This window comes from Pseudomonas sp. B111 (assembly GCF_026428275.1).
Classification (GTDB): domain Bacteria; phylum Pseudomonadota; class Gammaproteobacteria; order Pseudomonadales; family Pseudomonadaceae; genus Pseudomonas; species Pseudomonas aeruginosa.
Genome location: NZ_CP097857.1, coordinates 852150 through 870776, shown reverse-complemented (window position 1 = coordinate 870776; position 18627 = coordinate 852150). Strand labels below are relative to the sequence as shown.

The window sequence follows — 18627 nt, the reverse complement described above, 5'->3', positions numbered from 1 at the left end:
CATGGCCCTGCCCCGCCCCACCTCGCCCCACGCCCGCGGCTCCAACCGTACCCCGGCGATCATGCGCCTGGTGCTCGGCGCCTGCGTCCCCGGCCTGTTGACGCTTACCTGGCTGTACGGCCCGGGCACCCTGCTCAACCTGGCCTGGGCCAGCCTCGTCGCGCTGGCCTGCGAAGCCGCCATGCTGGCCCTGCGCAAACGTCCGCCGGGGGTGTTCCTCAAGGACGGCAGCGCGCTGGTCACCGCCCTGTTGCTGGCCGTCGCCCTGCCGCCCTACGCCCCCTGGTGGCTGACCCTGGTGGCGACCTTCTTCGCCCTGGTGTTCGGCAAGCACCTGTACGGCGGCCTCGGACAGAACCCGTTCAACCCGGCGATGCTCGGCTACGTCGTGGCGCTGGTCTCGTTTCCCCTGGAAATGACCCGCTGGCCCTCGCCGGACAGCGCCCTCGGCCTGCCCGACAGCCTCCGCGAATTCCTCGGCCTCGCTAGCCGGCCGGACGCCTGGGCCCACGCCACCGCCCTCGACGTGCTGAAGACCGACCGCAGCCTGACCGTCGACGAGCTGTTCGCCGGCAACCCGGCCTTCGGCCATCTCGGCGGCGCCGGCAGCGAGTGGGTCAACCTGGCGTTCCTCCTCGGCGGCCTGTTCCTGCTCTGGCGCCGGCTGTTCACCTGGCACGCGCCGCTGGGCATGCTCGCCGGCCTGTTCGCCATGAGCCTGCTGTTCTGGAATGGTTCCGGCTCCGATTCCCATGGCTCGCCACTGTTCCATCTGTTCAGCGGGGCGACCATGCTCGGCGCCTTCTTCATCGTCACCGACCCGGTGTCCGGCGCCACCAGCAATCGCGGGCGGCTGGTCTTCGGCCTCGGCGTCGGCGTCCTCACCTACGTCATCCGCGCCTGGGGCGGCTATCCCGATGGCGTGGCGTTCGCCGTGCTGCTGATGAACCTGGCGACGCCGACCATCGACTACTACACCCGGCCGCGCACCTACGGCCATCGCAAGGCCGAGCGCGGCTTCAAGGCAGGCGACTGATGGACGCCGCGACTCGCCGTTCGATGCTGCGCAATGCCCTCCTGCTCGGGCTCTTCGCCCTGGTCGGAGTGGGCCTGGTAGCACTGGTGCAGCAATTCACCGAAGCGCGCATCGCCGAAGCCCAGCGCGAGGCGCGCGGCCGCGCCCTGCTGGAACTGCTGCCGCCGGGCAGCTACGACAACCATCCGCTGGACAGCCAGGTGCCAACCTTCGCGCCGAAGCTGCTCGGCCTGGATGCGCCGCGTCCGGCCTATGTCGCCCGCCTGCACGGGCAGGCCAGCGCAGTGATCCTCCAGGCCAGCGCGCCGGATGGCTACAGCGGCGCCATCCAGCTACTGGTCGGGGTCACCGCCCAGGGCCGGCTGCTCGGCGTACGGGTCGTCGCGCACAAGGAAACCCCCGGCCTCGGCGACCGCATCGAACTGGCCAAGAGTCCCTGGGTGCACGGTTTCGACGGCAAGAGCCTGGGCGATCCGGCGGACGCCGGCTGGGCGGTGAAGAAGGACGGCGGTACGTTCGACCAGTTCGCCGGCGCCACCGTCACCCCGCGCGCCGTGGTCCGCGCCGTGCACAAGGCGCTGCGCTACTTCGACGCCAACCGCGAACGCCTGCTCGCCCCCGAAGAGGCTGCCGGACATGAGTGAACAAGATTTCCGCGAGATCGCCCGCAACGGCCTGTGGCGCAACAACCCGGGCCTGGTCCAGTTGCTCGGCCTCTGCCCGCTGCTGGGCACCAGCAACTCGACGGTCAACGCCCTCGGCCTGGGCCTGGCCACCATGCTCGTGCTGGCCTGCTCCAATGCCGCGGTATCGTTGGTGCGCGGCGCGGTGAGCGAGGCGATCCGGCTGCCGGCGTTCGTCATGATCATCGCCGTGCTGACCACCTGCATCGAACTGCTGATGCAGGCCTGGACCTACGAGCTGTACCAGGTCCTCGGCATCTTCATCCCGCTGATCACCACCAACTGCGTGATCCTCGGCCGCGCCGAGGCCTTCGCGGCGAAGAACGGCGTGCTGCGCGCCAGCTTCGACGGACTGCTGATGGGCCTCGGCTTCGCCCTGGTCCTGCTGGTCCTCGGCGGCCTGCGCGAGCTGCTCGGCCAGGGTACCCTGCTGGCCGACATGCACTTGCTGTTCGGCCCGGCGGCGGCGGACTGGAAGATCCAGCCGTTCCCACAGTACCAGGGCTTCCTGCTGGCGATCCTGCCGCCGGGCGCGTTCATCATGCTCGGCCTGCTGATCGCCCTGAAGAACCGTATCGATGAAAGCCTGGCGGAACGCGCCAAGGTGCAGGCGGGCGACGTACCCGCCACCCAGCGCCAGCGCGTCCGCGTCACCGGAGTGATTGAATGAATGCCGCCAAGCGCGCGGAGATCTTCCGCCGACTGCACGAAGACAACCCCGAGCCAAGGACCGAACTGGCCTACACCACCCCCTTCGAACTGCTCATCGCGGTGATCCTCTCCGCCCAGGCCACCGACGTCGGGGTGAACAAGGCCACCGCCCGCCTCTATCCGGTGGCCAACACCCCCGAGGCGATCCACGCCCTCGGCGTCGAGGGGCTGTCGGAGTACATCAAGACCATCGGCCTCTACAACAGCAAGGCGAAGAACGTCATCGAAACCTGCCGCATCCTCATCGAAAAGCACGGCGGCCAGGTCCCCGACAACCGCGAGGACCTCGAAGCCCTGCCCGGGGTTGGCCGCAAGACCGCCAACGTGGTGCTCAATACCGCCTTCCGGCAACTGGCCATGGCGGTGGACACGCATATCTTCCGCGTCGCCAACCGCACCGGCATAGCACCGGGAAAGAACGTTCTGGAAGTGGAGAAGAAACTGCTGAAGTTCGTGCCGCGCGAGTACCTGCTCGATGCCCACCACTGGCTGATCCTGCATGGCCGCTACGTCTGCAAGGCGCGCAAGCCGCAATGCGGAAGCTGTCGGATCGAGGACCTGTGCGAATACAAGCACAAGACTTCAGACGATTGATCAACTATTCGAAATCCTATCTTTACGATTGAAAAAATCTTTTTTACCAGCCACGGCTTTGTCGCTATAAGGTGCGCCATTACCACCCCATAAGTTGGAGTGAATGTCATGGCAAAAGCCAAAGAAGAACTCGAGATCGACGACGAAGCCGGCGTTGAAGAGGATGACGGCGAGGAAACCAGCGTCGAGGTGGCCAAGACCAACCTGACCAAGCGTCGCATCATCGACAACCTGCTGGAAGAACGCCGCCTGCAGCGCCAGTTGTCAGACTACGACTTCGACCTGTGAGCAGCGCCGTCCACACCGCAAGCAAGCCCCGCAATTGGCGGGGCTTCGTTTTTTCCGCCGTTCAGAAGTAGTAGCCGATGTTCAGGTTGGTGCGGAATATCCACTCGTTGCTGCGCGACGAACTGGTGCTGCTGAAGCCCGTGCCGCTCTCGGCACCGCCGTAGGGATTGGCGTTGCGTCCCCAGGTGAAGTCCAGCCAGCCCATGATCGGCAAGGCGAAGAACTGCACCCCTGCGGTATACATCTGCGAGTCGTCCCAGCCGGCCTTGTCCTTGAACATGCGGCTGTAGTCGTTGTAGAAGCGCAGCTTCTTCAGCATGCCCAGGTTCGGCGTCGGCACGTCGTAGGCGACGTTGAAGGACGCCACCGAGGCCCTGGCGGCCATCAGGTAGGCCGGGGTCAGGCCGTTGGTACCCATGAGTACCACGTCGTCGCTGACGCCCGCCGGGTTCTTCGGATCGAAAGCGTAGCGAATGGCTTCGCCGCTGAACGTCCAGTTGCCGGCGTTGAGCACACCATGCAACCCCGCCGCCCAGTAGCGGCCATCGTCCCTGGTGGTCGCGTTGTACAGGCGCGAGGCCGCCAGCGACGCGCCCAACTCGCTTTTCCAGCCATCTCCGGCGAGATTACGGGCGACCCGCAGGTTGAGCTGGTCACGTTTCTCGTTGTCCTGCCGCGAATGAATCGCCGCGACCGCGTTGTCGTCCAGGTCGGCATAACGGCCGACTTCCGGCGAATAGCGCACACCGCCCGGCAGCATCCGTGGGAAATAGCCGGCCTGGACATGCCAGTCGGCGTCCTTGTAGACGTACTTGGCGCCGCTGCCGGCGCTGACCCCGTAGCCCAGGAAGAACGGGATGTGGTAGCTCCAGCCGAACTGCGGATAGGGCTCCAGGCCGAACGGCTTGAACGGCGCGCCCAATTGCAGGCTGGATAGGTCGCTGAAGCGATAGCCGACGAAGCCGCGGTCGATGGCCCGCTTGCCGTCGTCCTGGAACCAGTAGCCGAGGTCGGAAAAGAAGTCCTCGTGGGTTGCCTGGATATCCAGGCGGAAGGTATCGAACAGCAGGCGGCCATTGTTTTCCGTGCTCTTCCAGTGTTCGTCGCGGTAGTTCACCCGCAGCGCGCCGCCGATATCCAGGCTGCTGCGCCCGTCGTCGCTGCGCAGGCCGACATGCGGGAAAGGCTTGCCGGTCTTCGACGCCTCGGACGGCGGCGAAGCGGCCAGGGCCGAAAGACTGGAAAGAAGAAGTACGGGGAACAGCGGATGGGTTTTCATCATGACCTCGTCTACGAGTGCGCCAGGGCAGCGTTTTTTCGAGCAAGCCGAACCCCTTCGGCGAACTTCGCCGACAGCGCGGGTGGCCTTGGATAGTTGGTTTCCGGTTGCTCTTGTTTTTTATTTTTCCCGGCCGGCGGAACGGCCTCGGTTGTGTTATCGCTCCGCACTTCGTTTCATATGCGGCACAACGTTTCGAGCATTAACCATGCCAGTGCAAGAACAATCTACCAAAACAAAAAAATCCTTTAAATACAGTTGTTTATATATTAAACGCGCAACTTCTTTTCACCCTCGAAACAGGCTCTTGGCAAGGTAACGAAAACGCCCGAAGCGGGTGCGTAGAAAGATCACGGTGACACTTTTCGTCCCCCCCGGAACGCTATTCCAACCTTGGCCGGGCTCGATCCCCAGGCAAAAAAACCGGCGTTACAAACGCCGGTCCAAAGGCAACGCGGGAATAACCGGGGATCAGAGGTCGAGCACCAGGCGCGATCCCTTGCAGCCGGACACGCAGACCATCATGGTCTGGTTGGCGATCTTTTCCGCCTTGGTCAGGACGCCGTCGCGATGCTCCGGCTCGCCTTCCAGCACACGGGTCTCGCAGGAACCGCAAACGCCCTCGCGGCAACTGCAATCGACCGCCACGCCAGCTTCCAGCAGGGCGTCGAGCAACGACTTGCCGCTCGGCACCTCGATGCTCGTGCCGCTGCGCGCCAGGCGCACTTCGTAGCTGCCCTGGGGCGCCGCCGGGGCCTGGGGCGCGGCGGCGAAGCGCTCGATATGCACATGCGGATGGCCGAGGCGTTCGCAGTGCGTCTCGAAGGCATCGATCATCGGGGTCGGCCCGCAACAGTAGAAATGCGCGGTGGACGCCCGTGCGCCAAGGAAGGCGCCGAGATCCATGGGGCCGCCCTTCTCGTCGTCGAAATGCAGCTGGATAGCGGCATCGCTGGCGGCCAGTTCTTCGACGAAGGCGGCTTCCTGGCGCGAGCGCGCGCAGTAGAGCAGCTCCACCGAACGTCCCAGCGCACGCAGGCGGTTGAACATGCAGTAGATCGGCGTCACGCCGATGCCACCGGCCACCAGTACGCTGTGCGCAGCGTTTTCCTCCAGCGGGAACAGGTTGCGCGGCCGGGATATCTGCAATTGCATGCCGACCCGCAGGCTATCGTGGACGAACGCGGAGCCGCCGCGGCTGCCGCGATCACGCAGGATGCCGAGCACATAGCGGCCGCAGTCCTCCGGCGAGTTGAGCAGCGAGTAGCTGCGCACCAGGCCGTTGGGCAGGTGCAGGTCGATATGCGCGCCGGCGCTGAATGGCGGAAAGACCTGGTCGCCCTGCGGGCGCAGTTCGACGCCGAGGATACCCTGCGCCTCGAAGCGCAGGGTATGGACGAAGGCCGCCAGTCTGTTGTCGTGAGTCATCTTCTACCTCGCTTTCAGGCTTCGTCGCAGTTCGCCAGGTCGATATCGAGGCGCGCCCAGGCGTCGATCTCCACCAGCAGTTCGGGAAACACCAGGCCGCTCACCTCGACCAGGGTGGAGGCGGGAAAAGTGCCCTGGCCGGCGAAGAACTCCTGCCGCGCGCGCCCAATAGCGTCCTTGTCGGCGATGCGGCTGACGTAGACGTTGAGCTTGTAGAGGTTGCCGACATGGCCTCCCGCCGCCTCCAGCAGCGCCTTCACCTTGCCCAGCACCACCAGGGCCTGGGCATGGGCGTCGAGCGCGGCGCCGCGCTCGACGGCCTGGCGGGTGGCCGGGTGCGCGGTCATGCCGGACATCACCAGCTCCTCTCCCACCAGCAGGGCATTGGACCAGCTTGCATCCGGCAGGTCGGGTAGCGCCGCGGCGCGGATCCGGCGCACGACGGTCACAGTTGCCGGGCCTCGATCAGTTCCAGCTGGGCCTTGGCCAGGTTCTTCAGGTGCCGCCGCAGGCGCACCAGGCCGAGGTCGTGCTGGTAGAGGTTCTCCCTCTGGTTGGCGTCCGGCTCCATGAACTCGAGCATTTCCCGGTCCTGCTCCAGCACCGCCCAGTGACGCACCTCCAGGCGGTTCCTGTAGAGGAAGCGCCAGGTGTCACGCTGCCAGCCGGTAAGCGGCCGGCAACGCCAGTGGAACACCGCGCAGAGGTCGCGGGCGATCGGCGTGTAGCTGCCGACGATATGGAAGTTGCCACCCGGGCCGCCGGTCTTCGGATAGGGAATCTCCAGGCGCATCCAGTGCATCCCGGTGTCGGCCCATTCGGTCCAGTCGAAGTTGACCCCGCGCTGGCCGTCCTTCTCGAAGATGAAGCCGGTGTCGGTGTCGCGGGTGACGAAGCGTGCCTGGCTTTCGCCCTCGGACATGGAGTGCGACTGCTTGTGCAGGTAGGTGCCGTGCATGGGGTCCATGACGTTGTCCAGCACGTAGCGGTAGTCGCCGCGCCACTCGGTATAGCAGAGGAAGTGGGAAAACTCGGGGTCGGTCAGTTGCTCGGGCAGCACCAGCGGCGGGGCTTCCTCGACATTGCCCGCCGAGTTGTACAGCCACACGGCGCCGGCCGCCTCGGTGATGTGGAAGAAGCGCGTGGCCTGGCTGCCTTCCAGCTTGCAGCCGGGGCTGCCGGGCACGCGGGCGGTAACGCCGTCGCAGCGCACTTCCACGCCGTGGTAGGGGCATTGCAGGCGGTCGCCCAGGTTCACCCCGCGCGACAGCGGCGCGCCACGGTGCGGGCAATGGTCTTCGAGGGCATGCAGGGTGCCGTCGGTATCGCGCCAGACGGCCAGCTTGTAGCCCAGGCGGCGCAGGGACACCGGCTTGTCCTCGATGAAGCCCACCGGGCAGATCGGGTACCAGAGGTTCTTCAGGCCGTTGGCGAGAAGCTGTTCAACAGGGTCCACGGTGCTCATAGCGGTTTCCTCTCGGGGGAGTTCACGCGCCCAGGCGGGCCATCAGGGTCTTGTAGGCTTCCTCGGTCCAGGGACCGCCGCCCGGGCAGGTCGGGCCAGCCTGGTTGAGGTAGCCGAGCAGCCCCGGCAGGTCGTGCAGGCCGGCGGCGTAGGCGCGCTCGATGGAATCGCCGAGCAGGTCTTCGAAGGCGTTCGGCTCGCGGGTACGGGCCTGATGGGGTTCGAGGTAACGGTCTTGCATGTCATTGGCCTCCAGTGCGGACCCGTTCGCGGATGGTTTCGCGAACCGGGACGAAGTCGTAGGTCGGGTAGCATTCGGTGCGGAACACGCCCCAGGCGGAGCGCTCCAGTTCGACGTTGACGCGTGGCAGCAGGGCCGGCGGCAGGCGCAGGGTGACGATCTGGCCGAGGCCCATGGCGACGGTCCAGGAAACGATCTCCACGCCCTCTCCCGGAAAGCGCTCCCACCAGTCCATGGCCTTCATGCGGGCCTGGATCTCGTCGAGATTCTTCGACTGGTCGTGCCGGAGCAGCACGGTCAGCAACAAGGTGTCGATCATGCTCGTCTCAACTCCTGGGTTTGTCGGTGAGGAACCGGCCCTGCGGTGCCTCGACGCTTTTCTGTCGCCGGGTATTGCCGTCCAGGCCACCGGCGATGGCCCATTCGGCGAACACCGTAGGGCCAGGTTCGAACTCGCGGGCCTGCCACTCGCCGGTCAGTTGGTCCTCGTCGGCGTAGTACTCGACGAGGGCGCCGGCGGGGTTCCGGAAGTACCAGAAGTACGCCGAGGACACCGGATGCCGACCCGGGCCGATCTCGGTATCCCAGCCGCAGCGGGCGATGTGCATGCCGCCGCCGAACACCTCATGGATATCGCGCACGGTGAACGCCACGTGGTTCAGGCCGGCGCGCGGTTGCGGCAGTTGCAGCATGAACAGGTCGTGGTGGCCGCCCTCCTCCGCGCAACGCAGGAAGGCGCCGCGATTCGGATAGCGATCGGAGCAGACGAAGCCGAAGCGCTCGCGGTAGAAGCGTTCGCAGGCGTTGACGTCCTTGACGAAGAACACCACGTGGCCGACTTCGACGGGCTGCGCACGCTCGTAGATGGGGCTGGCCTGGTTGATCCGGCCCTTGAACTGCCAGGTGTTGGACTGGCCGCAGGCCACCTGGATGTCGCGTTTACGGGTGACCTGCAGGCGCACGGCCAGACCGTTCGGGTCGGTGCAGCCGATACGGCCCTCGCCCTCGATGAAGCCGGGATCATTGGCGATGCGCTCGGCGTACCGCTTGAGGTCCGCCTCGCTCTCCACACCCCAGACCACTTCACGCAGGGTCGAGCCTTCCTCGATGGCCGGCGGCAGGCCGGGCTTGTCCCGCGCCGCGACTATCACGCGGCAGCCGTTGAGGCTTTCGAAGACCACCTGGTCCTCGCTCGCCTCGACCTGCGCCAGGCCCCAGTCGGCGAAGAAACTCGCACTGGTGGCCAGGTCTTCCACGCCGTAGGTGATTTCGTCGATTCCCGATACGCTCATCGCGTCTTCCTCATCAGTGGCTGCCGGCCCAGGCCAGCGGCTGTTCGTTCAGGCCCCAGTAGAGGCTCTTCTGCTCCATGTACTGGAGTATCCCCAGGCGGCCCTTTTCGCGGCCCAGGCCGCTGTCGCGCCAGCCGCCGAAGGGGGTGGAGATGGAGAACTGCTTGTAGGTGTTGATCCACACGGTGCCGGCCTGCACGGCGCGGCCGAGCCGCCAGGCGCGCTGGAAGTCGCGGGTCCAGATGCCGGCGGCCAGCGCGTAGCAGCTGTCGTTGGCCTCCTCGATCAGGGCCTCTTCGCTGGCGAAAGGCATGGCCACCAGCACCGGGCCGAAGACCTCTTCCCGGCACAGGCGGGCGCCATTGGTGAGCCCCTCGATAATGGTCGGGGTGTAGAAGTAGCCACGATCGAAGGCTGCGCCATGGGGACGTACGCCCCCCGTGCGCAGGCGACCGCCCTCGGCCACGCCCATCTCGACATAGCGCTCCACCGACTCGCGGTGCCGCGCGCTGATCAGCGGGCCCATCTGGGTGCGCTCGTCGGCCGGGTCGCCGACGCGCAGGGCCGCGGCGCCGGTGGCCAGGCGCTCCATGAATTCGTCGTAGCGCTCGCTGGCGACGAACAACCGCGAGCCGGCAATGCAGGATTCGCCGCTGGAGCTGAAGATGCCATAGAGCACGCCGGCCACCGCGTGGTCGAGATCGGCGTCGGCCAGCACCATGGTCGGCGACTTGCCGCCCAGTTCCAGGGACACCGGCATCATCTTGTCGGCGGCGATGCGCGCGATGTGCTTGCCGGTGCGGGTGCCGCCGGTGAAGGATACGCGCCTGGCCAGGGGGTGGCGGGTCAGGGCATCGCCGATCAGCGCGCCCTTGCCCGGCAGCACGCTGACCAGCCCACGCGGCAGGCCGGCCTCATCGCAGATGCGCGCCAGCGCCAGGGCGGCCAGCGGGGTGATCTCGGCCGGCTTGACCACCACCGCGTTGCCGGCGGCCAGGGCCGGGGCGAGCTTCTGCGCCTCGGAGGCGATGGGCGAGTTCCACGGGGTGATGGCAACCACCACGCCCATGGGCTCGTACACGCTCATGCTGACGAAGTCGCCGCGCGACGGCGTGATGCTTTCCTCCAGGGTCTCGCAGGCGGCGGCGAAGAACTGGAAGGTGGCGGCGGCGCTGGCCACCAGGTTGCGGGTTTCCCTGATCGGCTTGCCGTTGTCCAGGCGCTGCAACTGCGCCAGTTCTTCGCTGCGCTCGCGGATCAGCGCGGCGATACGATAAAGCACGGTGGCCCGCTCATGAGGCTTGCGCTGGGCCCAGCCGCTCTCACGGAAGGCGCGGTGGGCGCCGGCCATGGCTTCCTCCACGTCCTCCAGGCTGGCCGCATGCAGGCGGGCGACGGCCTCGCCGGTGGCCGGATAGAGGCTTTCGTAGAGGTCGCCGCCGCCCGCTCGCCACTCGCCGGCGATGCAGATGGGTTGGATCGGGTTCAGGTCAATCACGGTAGTCGTCCCTAGATCGAAATCGCGTGGGCGTGGTTGCCCAACGCTCGGACCACGCTGTACACGGTCAGCGCCGATGTCTTCGGGTTGGCCGCCAGCGGTTTGCCACGCAAGGTCAGTTCGAAGCCGCCGAAGGCGCCGCTGGCTTCCACCTGGTGCACGTTCTCGCAGCTTTCGGGGTCGGCGATCAGGCGCACCTGGGTGCGGTCCAGGCCGAGGCCGGCGAGCGACAGGGTGGCGGCGACATTGGCGTTCTTCGGATAGAGCCGCGCCGCCTCGCGGGCGCTGCCGTCGAAGATCACCCGCGCCTTCTCCAGGCGCTGCAGGTCGCAGACCGTCTCGCCCGGCGTCCCCAGCCAGGCGCTCGCCGGCTTGCGCCCGGTGTAGCGCACCGACTCGAGGCCACCGACCCTGGCCGCCGACAGCGCATCGATGGCGCCGATGGCGCCGGGCAGCAGCTCGATGCGGCTGCCTCCGGCTTGCGCCGCGACTTCCAGGCGCTCCACCAGGCCCGGCTCGGACAGCGCGCCCACCGAGACCACCAGGCAGGGAATGCCTTGGGCCAGCGCCGGCAGCACGTGCTGCTCGATGGCGCGGTGCCCGGCGCACTCCACCAGAAGATCGGGGCGCTCTCCGGCCGGCAGCGCGCTGAGTACCCGCGGCGGCCGGCGCAGGCTGGCCAGGCGATGGCGGACCTGGGTCTCGGAGTCGCGAGGAACGATCACCGCATCGACCCTCAGTTGCGGATCGTTTTCCAACAGTTCCAGGACGCCGGCGCCGATGGCGCCGCAGCCGATCATGACGATATTCAGCATGGCGAGAGCCTCAGGCGGTGGCCTTGTCGGTCTTGGCATCGTTGGTCGGCGGGCCGGCGAAAATGCTCTTGAAGCTGCCCACCGCGAGCATGTCCACCTCCAGCAGGAAGGGACCTGGCTCGGCCAGGGCGCCATCGAGCACGGCGCTGAAATCCTTCAGATCGCTGACCTTGGCATGACGCAGGCCGAGGGAAGCCGACAGTTGGGCGTAGTCCGGGGTGTGCAGGTCGACGTAGCAGCGGCGGCCACCGTAGGCGGCGTCCTGGATGTTCTTGATCACCCCGTAACCCTGGTCGTTCATCAGCACGATGAGCATGTCGGCCCGCTCCTGCACGGCGGTGGCCAGTTCGCCCAGGTTGAGGATGAAGCCGCCGTCGCCGGCGAGCACGAAGGTCTTGCGCCCAGGCGCGGTTTCCGCCGCGCCGACCGCCGCGCCGATGCCCATGGCCAGGCCCTGGCCGATGCCACCGCCGAGGGCGTGGACGCCGGCGCGGGGGCTGAAGATATTCAGGTGGCGGTTGCCCCAGGTGCTGTTGGAGACGGTGACGTCGCGCACCCAGTTGAAATTGCGGCCGGCCAGCGCCTGCAGTTGCTCCACCAGCGAAGCGTAGGGGCCAAGGCCGTCCACCAACTGGGCGCGGGCCTGGTTGCGCGCGGCGGCGAGATCCGCGGCGAAGGCCGGGTCCACCGACAGGCGCCCTTCCAGGCGGTCGGCGAGCCCCTTGAGGACCCGTTCGGAATCGCCGCAGACGAAGAAATCGCTGGGGTAGCAGCGGCCCTCCGCCGTGGCATCGGCGTCTGCCCGGTAAAGCGGACGCGGGAGCTTGAGTTCGTACTTGAGGGTTTCGTTGCCGCGCAGGCGCGAGCCCACCACGAGCATGGCGTCGCAGCTCTGGTAGAACCGCTCCACCGGTTTGTTCAGGTTGAAGGCGCCGAGGGAACGCGTGTCGTCTTCCGGGACGATGCCACGCCCCTGGGTGCTGGTGACCACGCCCACGCCCATGGCCAGCAGGCGTTGTACCTGCGGGCCGGCATGCCGGGCACCGCCCCCCAGCCAGAGCATCGGTCGCCGCGCCTGGGCGAAACGCTCGGCTAGGTCGTCCAGGGCTTGCTCGGAGGGCCTGGCCACCGGCACCGGCAGCGGCGACAGGTCGGCCGGCAGGTTGATCAGCGCCGATTGGATATCGATCGGGATTTCCACGCTCACCGGGCCGGCGGGCGCGGTCAGGGCGGTTTGCACGGCCAGCTTGAGGGTGCTGATGGCGGTGTCGACGCTGCGCACGCGGAAGGCCGCCTTGGAGATGGCCTTGAGCATGCTCAACTGGTCCGGCGCCTCGTGGATGTAGGCGAGGCTCCGATCCAGGTAGGGGGTTTCGATCTGCCCGGTCAGGTGCAGCAGCGGGGTGCCGGCAGTGAGCGCCTCGACCAGCGCCCCGGCAGCGTTGCCGGCGGCGGTTCCGGTGCTGGTCAGGCACACGCCCAAGCCACCGCTGGTGCGGGCGTAGGCATCGGCCATGTTGGCCGCCCCGGCCTCGCCGCGGGCCATCACGAAACGGATGTTGCCGCGGCTGGCGAAGGCATCGAGGATCGGCATGTTGTGGATCGAGATCACCCCGAAGGCGGCCTTCACCTCGCACTGTTCGAGGAAGGCGGCGATGGCGGCGCCGACGGTGACTTGGCTTGCGTTACGCATGACGGGACAACCCTCCGGAAACGTCGATATGACTGCCCGTCGTATAGGCAGACAGGGGAGATGCGAGGAACAGGATGGCGCGGGCCGCCTCGATCGGCTTGCCCAGGCGTCCCAGGGGAATCTGCTTGTTCCGCGCCAGCTGCGCGGTCCATTGCGCCCAGTCCAGCTCGCGCTCTTCGCGGGCTTCGAAACGGCGCCGCCACTGGCCGGACTCGACCAGGCCGATGAGGATGCCGTTGACCCGTACGCCCTTAGGCGCGAACTCGAAGGCCATGGAGCGCACCAGGTTCTTCACCCCGGCGCGGGCCGCGCTGGTAGCCACCATGTGCGGCTCCGGCTGGCTGGCCAGCAGCGAGTTGACGCAGACGATGGCCGCGTCGGCGCGGCTTTCCAGTTGCGGCAGGAAAGCGCGTACCGGGTGGATGACGGAAAAGAACTTCAGTTGCAGTTCCTCGCTCCAGGCCTCGTCCGTGGTCTCGGCGAAGGTCGAGACGCGGCCCTGGCCGGCGTTGTTCACCAGGATGCTGGCGCACCCCAGCGTTCTCTCGCAGGCTTCGGCGAAGGCGCGCACCTGCAACGCATCCAGCACGTCGCAGACACTGGCGAACAGGCGCGCCCCGGGGAAGCGCTGGCGTAGCGCGGACTCGGCGGCACGCAGGCGCTCGCCGTCGCGAGCGCAGAAAGCCACGGCGGCGCCTGCCTCCAGCAGCAGTTCCACCGTGGCCAGGCCGATCCCGGAGGAACCGCCGGTGACCACCGCCACCGCCTTGGACAGGTCATACGGTTTCATGCGGGCGACTCCGGAAGATCGGGGTGACGTTGTCCTGGCCGTCGGCGCGGTAGTCGAGCAGGTACGACAGCTCGTCGGCGCTGCTGCGCACCCGGCTGACCAGTCCCTCGATGCGTTCCGGGTCGATATGCCCGGCGGCGATGGTCGCCCCCATCGCCGCGATGACGCGACCGCTGTGATCACGTACCGGCGCCGCGACGGTGGAGATGCTCGCCTCGAAGAACCCCTCGCCCTGGACGAAGCCACGCTGGCGGTCGCCCTGGACCATGTCGAAGAGTTCCAGCACGCTGCGCGGGGTGTTCGGCGAGAACTGCTCCAGCTGCTCCTCCGGGTACAGCTCGCGCAGCTCGCCCAGGCTCAGGTCCTGCAGCAGGATGCGGCCGAGCACCGTGGCGTGGGCCGGCAACCGGGTCCCGACGTTCACCGAGCTGCTCAGCGGGGTGGATGGCGAAACCTTGGCCACGTAGACGATCGAACGGCCGTCGCGCACCACCAGGTTGCAGGGGTAGCGGATCTCGTCGCACAGGCGGTTCAGCAGCGGCTGGCCGAGTTCGGTCAGCTCCAGCGAGGCCAGGTACTCGAAGCCCAGGCGCAACACCGCCATGCCCAGGCGGTACTCGTTGCCGTTGCGGGTGACGAAGCCCATGGCCTCCAGGGTGGTCAGCAGGCGGAAGATGGTCGAGCGCGGCAGCTTCAGGCGCCGCGCCAACTCCGGCGCCGTCAGGGTACGGTCCTTCCGGCTGAACTCGCAGAGCAGCAGCAGGCCGCGTTCGAGGCCAGGCACGATGTACTTGTCTTGCGAATCGTCTGACTTATCCATTGGCGGTTCCTTCAAGAGAGAGGCGTTGCGCGTGGCCGATGCGTCCTGCGACCACTTCGGGTTGTTCGATCGGGCTGGCGTGGCCGGCCCCGGGAATCGACGAGAACGACGCGCCGAGCTGGCGGGCGATGGCGCCGCAACTCTCGGGCGTGGTGATGCCGTCGTCCTCGCCGCAATGCACCTCGCAAGGAGCGGCAGGCTGCCCGTTGCCCAGCAGGTCGTCGCCGCAGAGCAGCTCGACGGCCTGGCGGTAGCCCTCGGGGTTGAGCCGCGCCATGTTCCAGCGCACCCAGGCCAGGGCCTCCTCGCTGGGGTTGCGGCCGAGCAGGCGCGCGGTGCGCTCGCTGGCCATGCCGTCGATACCGAAGCGCTCCAGGTTCTCCAGGCGCTGGCGGCGCACCTGGGCGCCGCTGTCGCGCAGCTCGGCGGCGCCGTAGCCGCGCGCCGGGCTGAGCAGCACCAGGCGGCGCACCCGCGCCGCGCCGATGCCGGCGGCGTAGGCCGTGGCCATCAGCGCGCCGAGGGAGTGGCCCACCAGCAGGCAGCTCTCCACGCCCAGCGCATCCAGCAGCAGCTCCAGGCACGCGGCGTAGTCGCAGGCCTTGGGCCGGGCCGGCGGCAGCGGCGTGGACAGGCCGTAACCCGGCGCGTCCCAGGCGATCACCCGATTGCCGGCGGCCAGGCGCTGGGCGCAATGCAGCCAGGACGCCGAGCCCGAACCGATGCCGTGCAACAGCACCACCACCGGGCCCTGGCCGCATTCGCGGATGGCCAGCTGGGCGCCGTCGGCCAGTTGCACCAGCCGCTCGGGAAAGCGCTGTTGCAGGTTCGGGACGGGGGTGTGGGTCTGCGCCATGTTCATCGGCGGCCTCAGCGCTTGATGCTCGCCAGAGGGTGCTCCGGCGGGTAGGTCGGGGTGATCGGCTTCTTCGCACCGAGCATCACGCACATCAGCGCATCCTCGTCGCCGATGTTGATCTCCTCGCGGTACACGCCCGGCGGCACGGAAATCACGTCGCGGTCGGTGAGGATGGTCTCGAAGCGCTCGCCGTCCTTCTCCAGCACCACCTTGAGCTTGCCGCGCAGGACGAAGAACACTTCCTCGACGTCGATGTGCAGGTGCGGCGGGCCTTCGTGACCCGCCGGGATGACCATGGTGGAAAAGGTGAAGTGCTCGGACGGAATGGTGTTCATGTCACTGGCCACACCGGTGCCGCCGGTGCCGATGTAGCGCATCTGCGCGCGGCGGAACCTGGGGTCGTAGTCGGCCTGGAACTTCAGCGCGTTCCAGTCGTACTTGCGGGTGGAGTAACGGGCGATGCGGGTGTTGCACCACTCCTCGAAGCTGGCGCCTTCGGGGCGGTCCCAGGATTTCGGGGCGTTCTGGTTCAGATCGGTCATGGAGTCCTCCGGATCAGGGCATGACGAACCCGCCGTTGACCGGCAAGGTTTGTCCAGTGATGAAGCGGGAAAGGTCGGAAAGGGCGAACAGCACCGCGCCGCAGACATCCGCCGGCTGTTGGCCGCGCTGGAGCGCGCGCTGCTCGCGGTAGAGCCGGTGGCGGGCGGCCGGCACGTACTCGGTGGCCTCGACCTCCACCAGTCCGGGAGCGATGGCGTTGACGGTGATGCCGTCGCCGCCCAGCTCGCGGGCCAGGCTGCGGGTCATGGCGATCAGCGCGCCCTTGCTGGCGCTGTAGGCGAGCAGGTTGGGCGCGCCCCACAGCGGGGTGTCGGAGGCCAGGTTGACCACCGCGCCACGTCCGGACTCGCGCAGCGCCGGCAGGCAGGCACGGGTCATCAGCCAGGTGCCGCGCACGTTGACCTGGAGCACCCGGTCGAACACCTCGATCTCCAGTTCTTCGCAGCTCTTGCCGCCGGAGTTGGTGATGGAGGCGTTGTTCACCAGGCCGTCGAGACCGCCCAGGCGCTCGACCGCCGCGGCCACGCAGCGCTCGATCGAAACCGGGTCGGCCAGGTCCAGTGGCAGGCCGCTGATATCCAGGCCCTGCTCGGCGAGTTCACGGGCGGAGCGCTGCACGCGTTCCTCCAGGATGTCGGCGATCACCACCCGGGCGCCGGCGCGTGCCGCCGCTTCGGCGAAGGCGTAGCCGAGGCCGCGGGCGCCGCCGGTGAGAAGCACGCGGCGACCGTCGAGAAGAGAGTTCTGGCTCATGGCGTTCACACCGTGCCCAGGTTGGCTTTCGGCAGGTAATGCAGGACGCGCTTCTCGGCCCAGACCACCGCGCCATAGGCGAGCACGCCGATCAGGGTGAGCATGACGATGGCGACGAACACCCCGGCGGTGTTGCCCTGCCCTTCGGCATCCACCAGCAGGAAGCCGAGGCCCTTGTTGCCGCCCACCAGCTCGCCGACGGTGACGCCGATCACCGCCAGGGTGGAGGCGATGCGCAGGCCGGAGAACAGCGCGGCCATCGCCGAGGGGAACTCCACCAGGCGGAAGATCTGCCAACGGCTGGCGCTCATCGCGCGCACCAGGTTAATCATGTCCGGGTCGACGGTGCGGATGGCCGAGAGCACGTTGATCATCACCGGGAAGAACACGATCAGCACGGCGATGAGGATCTTCGGGTACACCGTATAGCCCAGCCACATCACGAACAGCGGGGCGAAGGCCACCTTCGGCGCGATCTGCAGCGCCAGGATGTAGGGCGAGAGCATGGCCTCGGTGGTCGGCGACAGGCCGAGGGCAACGCCGATGCTCACGCCAAGCAGCGCGCCCAGGGCGAAACCGACGACGATCTCCAGGCTGGTGATCGCCGTGTGCTCCAGCAGTCCGGCGCCGTGCCACATGGCCACGCCCTCCGCCGCCACCCGGCTCAGCCCCGGCAGGACGAACTCGGGCATGCCGAGCAGGCCGGGCCCCCACTGCCAGGCAGCGAGGAACAGGAACAACAGCGCGAGACTGCCGAGCAAGGGTCTGGTGGAGAGGTTCATGGGCGGGCTCCGTGCTGCGCGGTCAGGTCGGCGGACTCGACGAAACGGTTGGTGTAAAGCTCGTCCAGCGGCGTCTCGCGGCCGACGATGCCTTCGCTGACGTAGAACCTGCGAACCTTGTCCAGGCGCTGCGGATCGATGTGCCCGAGCGGCTGCTGGTTGGCGTAGACGTGCTCGACATAGAGCCGCAGGACCCGTTCCAGGCTGGCCTCGCGGCCCTTGTAGGCGGGCACCGCGGCAGCGAAGGTGGCGGCGGCCTGCCTTGGGTCGGCGATGATGTCGCGCATGCCCATGAGGGTCGCCCTGACCACCCCGCCGACCACCTCAGGCTGCTTCTCGATGGCCTCGTCCGAGGCGAGGATCGCCTGGGCCATGCTCTCGAACACCTCGCTGCCCGGCAGCAACTTCACCTGCCGGCCGGCGTCCTCGGCACTCACCACCCAGTCCGGCACGCCGGCCATGGCCTGCGAGCGGCCGGCGGAGAACAGTTGCCAGACGCCGGATGGGCCGGCCGCCTGGATGTCCACGTCGGACTTGCCCAGGCCAGCCTTGCGCATCGACGCCAGCAGGGCGTAGTAGGTGGTGTCGGAGTAGGACATCACGGTCAGGGTCTTGCCCTTGAGGTCCTTGACGCTGTCGATACCGGCCGTGCCATCGGTGGCGATCATGGTCACCCCGCCGGCACCGAGCACCGCCACGGCTTTCACCGGGATGCCGTTGGCGCGCACCACGATCGGCGTATCGCCGATGGCGCCGCCGACCGGTGCGTTGCCGGCGCCGATCTGCTTGGCCACGTCGACCCCGCCCTTGCCGGCGACGAAGGTCACCTTCAGGCCCAGGTCGGCGTAGTAGCCCTTCTCCCGGGCGATCACCCAGGGTGCGAAGGCCGGCGAGTTCGGCGGTGCCGGCAGCAGGTAGGTGACTTCCCGCGGGGCGGCCTGGACGGACAGGCCGGCGGCGAACAACGCGCCGCACAATGCGGCGTTGAGCAATGACTTGGACATCAGCGGCTCCTGTAGCGGAATTCGGATCGGCA

General features: G+C 67.7%; 22 protein-coding genes. 5 read left to right on the top strand and 17 right to left on the bottom strand.

The genetic code is table 11. From position 1 onward, the window contains the following. Position 1 precedes the first annotated feature (1 nt). The 5 genes from M6E97_RS04010 to M6E97_RS03990 all read left to right on the top strand — a co-directional run bounded on the left by M6E97_RS04010 (position 2) and on the right by M6E97_RS03990 (position 3312). Complete coding sequence (locus M6E97_RS04010) at positions 2 to 1036, top strand: RnfABCDGE type electron transport complex subunit D (RefSeq protein WP_033939497.1); 1035 nt, start codon at positions 2 to 4, stop codon at positions 1034 to 1036. Next, entirely contained in the window at positions 1036 to 1680 is a 645-nt protein-coding gene (gene rsxG / locus M6E97_RS04005) for an electron transport complex subunit RsxG (protein ID WP_003092047.1), read from the top strand. Before M6E97_RS04010 ends, rsxG begins: the two co-directional genes overlap by 1 nt. Further along, positions 1673 to 2389: an electron transport complex subunit E gene (locus tag M6E97_RS04000; protein ID WP_003107418.1), complete on the top strand. Its 717-nt coding sequence runs from the start codon at positions 1673 to 1675 to the stop codon at positions 2387 to 2389. The genes rsxG and M6E97_RS04000 overlap by 8 nt, the downstream gene beginning before the upstream one ends. Further along, entirely contained in the window at positions 2386 to 3024 is a 639-nt protein-coding gene (gene nth, locus M6E97_RS03995; RefSeq protein ID WP_003092050.1) for an endonuclease III, read from the top strand. The genes M6E97_RS04000 and nth overlap by 4 nt, the downstream gene beginning before the upstream one ends. Before the next feature lie 108 nt (positions 3025 to 3132). Further along, entirely contained in the window at positions 3133 to 3312 is a 180-nt protein-coding gene (locus tag M6E97_RS03990) for a PA3496 family putative envelope integrity protein (protein WP_003092052.1), read from the top strand. A 61-nt stretch (positions 3313 to 3373) separates the two neighbouring features. On the opposite strand, the gene M6E97_RS03985 is transcribed toward M6E97_RS03990, so the two are convergent. From M6E97_RS03985 to M6E97_RS03905, 17 genes are all read right to left on the bottom strand, one after another. Beyond that, the gene (locus tag M6E97_RS03985) at positions 3374 to 4594 is read right to left on the bottom strand and encodes a hypothetical protein (RefSeq protein WP_003112913.1); all 1221 of its coding nucleotides are present in this window, start codon (positions 4592 to 4594) and stop codon (positions 3374 to 3376) included. Positions 4595 to 5062: 468 nt separating this feature from the next. After that, positions 5063 to 6019 carry a PDR/VanB family oxidoreductase gene (locus M6E97_RS03980; RefSeq protein WP_003112912.1) on the bottom strand — a complete coding sequence of 319 codons (957 nt, stop codon included), beginning with the start codon at positions 6017 to 6019 and terminating at the stop codon, positions 5063 to 5065. A gap of 14 nt (positions 6020 to 6033) precedes the next feature. Beyond that, positions 6034 to 6468 (bottom strand): RidA family protein, encoded by a 435-nt coding sequence (locus M6E97_RS03975; RefSeq protein WP_003130122.1) that lies wholly within the window; start codon positions 6466 to 6468, stop codon positions 6034 to 6036. Continuing rightward, positions 6465 to 7484, bottom strand: a complete 1020-nt coding sequence (locus M6E97_RS03970; protein ID WP_003130121.1) for an aromatic ring-hydroxylating oxygenase subunit alpha — start codon at positions 7482 to 7484, stop codon at positions 6465 to 6467. Before M6E97_RS03970 ends, M6E97_RS03975 begins: the two co-directional genes overlap by 4 nt. A gap of 22 nt (positions 7485 to 7506) precedes the next feature. Next, entirely contained in the window at positions 7507 to 7725 is a 219-nt protein-coding gene (locus M6E97_RS03965; RefSeq protein WP_003112909.1) for a recombinase-like helix-turn-helix domain-containing protein, read from the bottom strand. A 1-nt stretch (position 7726) separates the two neighbouring features. Further along, positions 7727 to 8044, bottom strand: coding sequence for a hypothetical protein (locus tag M6E97_RS03960; protein WP_003124217.1), 318 nt, complete (start codon positions 8042 to 8044; stop codon positions 7727 to 7729). Positions 8045 to 8051: 7 nt separating this feature from the next. Beyond that, positions 8052 to 9017 carry a VOC family protein gene (locus M6E97_RS03955; RefSeq protein ID WP_022579700.1) on the bottom strand — a complete coding sequence of 322 codons (966 nt, stop codon included), beginning with the start codon at positions 9015 to 9017 and terminating at the stop codon, positions 8052 to 8054. A gap of 13 nt (positions 9018 to 9030) precedes the next feature. Continuing rightward, positions 9031 to 10515: an aldehyde dehydrogenase gene (locus M6E97_RS03950; protein WP_023102925.1), complete on the bottom strand. Its 1485-nt coding sequence runs from the start codon at positions 10513 to 10515 to the stop codon at positions 9031 to 9033. A gap of 11 nt (positions 10516 to 10526) precedes the next feature. Beyond that, positions 10527 to 11330: an aspartate dehydrogenase gene (locus tag M6E97_RS03945; RefSeq protein WP_003130116.1), complete on the bottom strand. Its 804-nt coding sequence runs from the start codon at positions 11328 to 11330 to the stop codon at positions 10527 to 10529. Between the two features lie 10 nt (positions 11331 to 11340). Next, complete coding sequence (locus tag M6E97_RS03940) at positions 11341 to 13023, bottom strand: thiamine pyrophosphate-binding protein (RefSeq protein WP_003130114.1); 1683 nt, start codon at positions 13021 to 13023, stop codon at positions 11341 to 11343. Further along, positions 13016 to 13813: an SDR family oxidoreductase gene (locus M6E97_RS03935; protein WP_023111480.1), complete on the bottom strand. Its 798-nt coding sequence runs from the start codon at positions 13811 to 13813 to the stop codon at positions 13016 to 13018. The genes M6E97_RS03940 and M6E97_RS03935 overlap by 8 nt, the downstream gene beginning before the upstream one ends. After that, on the bottom strand, positions 13800 to 14633 hold the full coding sequence (locus tag M6E97_RS03930) for an IclR family transcriptional regulator (protein WP_003112902.1): 834 nt from the start codon (positions 14631 to 14633) through the stop codon (positions 13800 to 13802). Before M6E97_RS03930 ends, M6E97_RS03935 begins: the two co-directional genes overlap by 14 nt. Then, complete coding sequence (locus tag M6E97_RS03925) at positions 14626 to 15495, bottom strand: alpha/beta fold hydrolase (RefSeq protein ID WP_003112901.1); 870 nt, start codon at positions 15493 to 15495, stop codon at positions 14626 to 14628. The genes M6E97_RS03930 and M6E97_RS03925 overlap by 8 nt, the downstream gene beginning before the upstream one ends. 8 nt (positions 15496 to 15503) lie before the next feature. Then, positions 15504 to 16034: a cupin domain-containing protein gene (locus tag M6E97_RS03920; protein WP_003112900.1), complete on the bottom strand. Its 531-nt coding sequence runs from the start codon at positions 16032 to 16034 to the stop codon at positions 15504 to 15506. A gap of 13 nt (positions 16035 to 16047) precedes the next feature. Continuing rightward, the gene (locus M6E97_RS03915) at positions 16048 to 16809 is read right to left on the bottom strand and encodes an SDR family oxidoreductase (protein ID WP_003112899.1); all 762 of its coding nucleotides are present in this window, start codon (positions 16807 to 16809) and stop codon (positions 16048 to 16050) included. A 5-nt stretch (positions 16810 to 16814) separates the two neighbouring features. Beyond that, positions 16815 to 17591 carry an ABC transporter permease gene (locus M6E97_RS03910; RefSeq protein ID WP_003112898.1) on the bottom strand — a complete coding sequence of 259 codons (777 nt, stop codon included), beginning with the start codon at positions 17589 to 17591 and terminating at the stop codon, positions 16815 to 16817. Continuing rightward, a complete protein-coding gene (locus tag M6E97_RS03905) occupies positions 17588 to 18595 on the bottom strand; it encodes an ABC transporter substrate-binding protein (RefSeq protein WP_023097315.1) in 1008 nt (335 codons plus the stop codon). The genes M6E97_RS03910 and M6E97_RS03905 overlap by 4 nt, the downstream gene beginning before the upstream one ends. Positions 18596 to 18627 lie beyond the last annotated feature (32 nt).

What these genes read in the sequence shown, in the direction of transcription:
- M6E97_RS03910 (WP_003112898.1), bottom strand. Translation starts at nt 17,591, where the DNA reads ATGAACCTCTCCACCAGACCCTTGCTCGGCAGTCTCGCGCTGTTGTTC.
- M6E97_RS03930 (WP_003112902.1), bottom strand. Translation starts at nt 14,633, where the DNA reads ATGGATAAGTCAGACGATTCGCAAGACAAGTACATCGTGCCTGGCCTC.
- M6E97_RS03960 (WP_003124217.1), bottom strand. Translation starts at nt 8,044, where the DNA reads ATGATCGACACCTTGTTGCTGACCGTGCTGCTCCGGCACGACCAGTCG.
- nth (WP_003092050.1), top strand. Translation starts at nt 2,386, where the DNA reads ATGAATGCCGCCAAGCGCGCGGAGATCTTCCGCCGACTGCACGAAGAC.
- M6E97_RS03935 (WP_023111480.1), bottom strand. Translation starts at nt 13,813, where the DNA reads ATGAAACCGTATGACCTGTCCAAGGCGGTGGCGGTGGTCACCGGCGGT.
- M6E97_RS04010 (WP_033939497.1), top strand. Translation starts at nt 2, where the DNA reads ATGGCCCTGCCCCGCCCCACCTCGCCCCACGCCCGCGGCTCCAACCGT.
- M6E97_RS03905 (WP_023097315.1), bottom strand. Translation starts at nt 18,595, where the DNA reads ATGTCCAAGTCATTGCTCAACGCCGCATTGTGCGGCGCGTTGTTCGCC.
- M6E97_RS03980 (WP_003112912.1), bottom strand. Translation starts at nt 6,019, where the DNA reads ATGACTCACGACAACAGACTGGCGGCCTTCGTCCATACCCTGCGCTTC.
- M6E97_RS03965 (WP_003112909.1), bottom strand. Translation starts at nt 7,725, where the DNA reads ATGCAAGACCGTTACCTCGAACCCCATCAGGCCCGTACCCGCGAGCCG.
- M6E97_RS03955 (WP_022579700.1), bottom strand. Translation starts at nt 9,017, where the DNA reads ATGAGCGTATCGGGAATCGACGAAATCACCTACGGCGTGGAAGACCTG.
- M6E97_RS04000 (WP_003107418.1), top strand. Translation starts at nt 1,673, where the DNA reads ATGAGTGAACAAGATTTCCGCGAGATCGCCCGCAACGGCCTGTGGCGC.
- M6E97_RS03970 (WP_003130121.1), bottom strand. Translation starts at nt 7,484, where the DNA reads ATGAGCACCGTGGACCCTGTTGAACAGCTTCTCGCCAACGGCCTGAAG.
- M6E97_RS03920 (WP_003112900.1), bottom strand. Translation starts at nt 16,034, where the DNA reads ATGACCGATCTGAACCAGAACGCCCCGAAATCCTGGGACCGCCCCGAA.
- M6E97_RS03925 (WP_003112901.1), bottom strand. Translation starts at nt 15,495, where the DNA reads ATGAACATGGCGCAGACCCACACCCCCGTCCCGAACCTGCAACAGCGC.
- M6E97_RS03990 (WP_003092052.1), top strand. Translation starts at nt 3,133, where the DNA reads ATGGCAAAAGCCAAAGAAGAACTCGAGATCGACGACGAAGCCGGCGTT.
- M6E97_RS03985 (WP_003112913.1), bottom strand. Translation starts at nt 4,594, where the DNA reads ATGATGAAAACCCATCCGCTGTTCCCCGTACTTCTTCTTTCCAGTCTT.
- M6E97_RS03940 (WP_003130114.1), bottom strand. Translation starts at nt 13,023, where the DNA reads ATGCGTAACGCAAGCCAAGTCACCGTCGGCGCCGCCATCGCCGCCTTC.
- rsxG (WP_003092047.1), top strand. Translation starts at nt 1,036, where the DNA reads ATGGACGCCGCGACTCGCCGTTCGATGCTGCGCAATGCCCTCCTGCTC.
- M6E97_RS03945 (WP_003130116.1), bottom strand. Translation starts at nt 11,330, where the DNA reads ATGCTGAATATCGTCATGATCGGCTGCGGCGCCATCGGCGCCGGCGTC.
- M6E97_RS03915 (WP_003112899.1), bottom strand. Translation starts at nt 16,809, where the DNA reads ATGAGCCAGAACTCTCTTCTCGACGGTCGCCGCGTGCTTCTCACCGGC.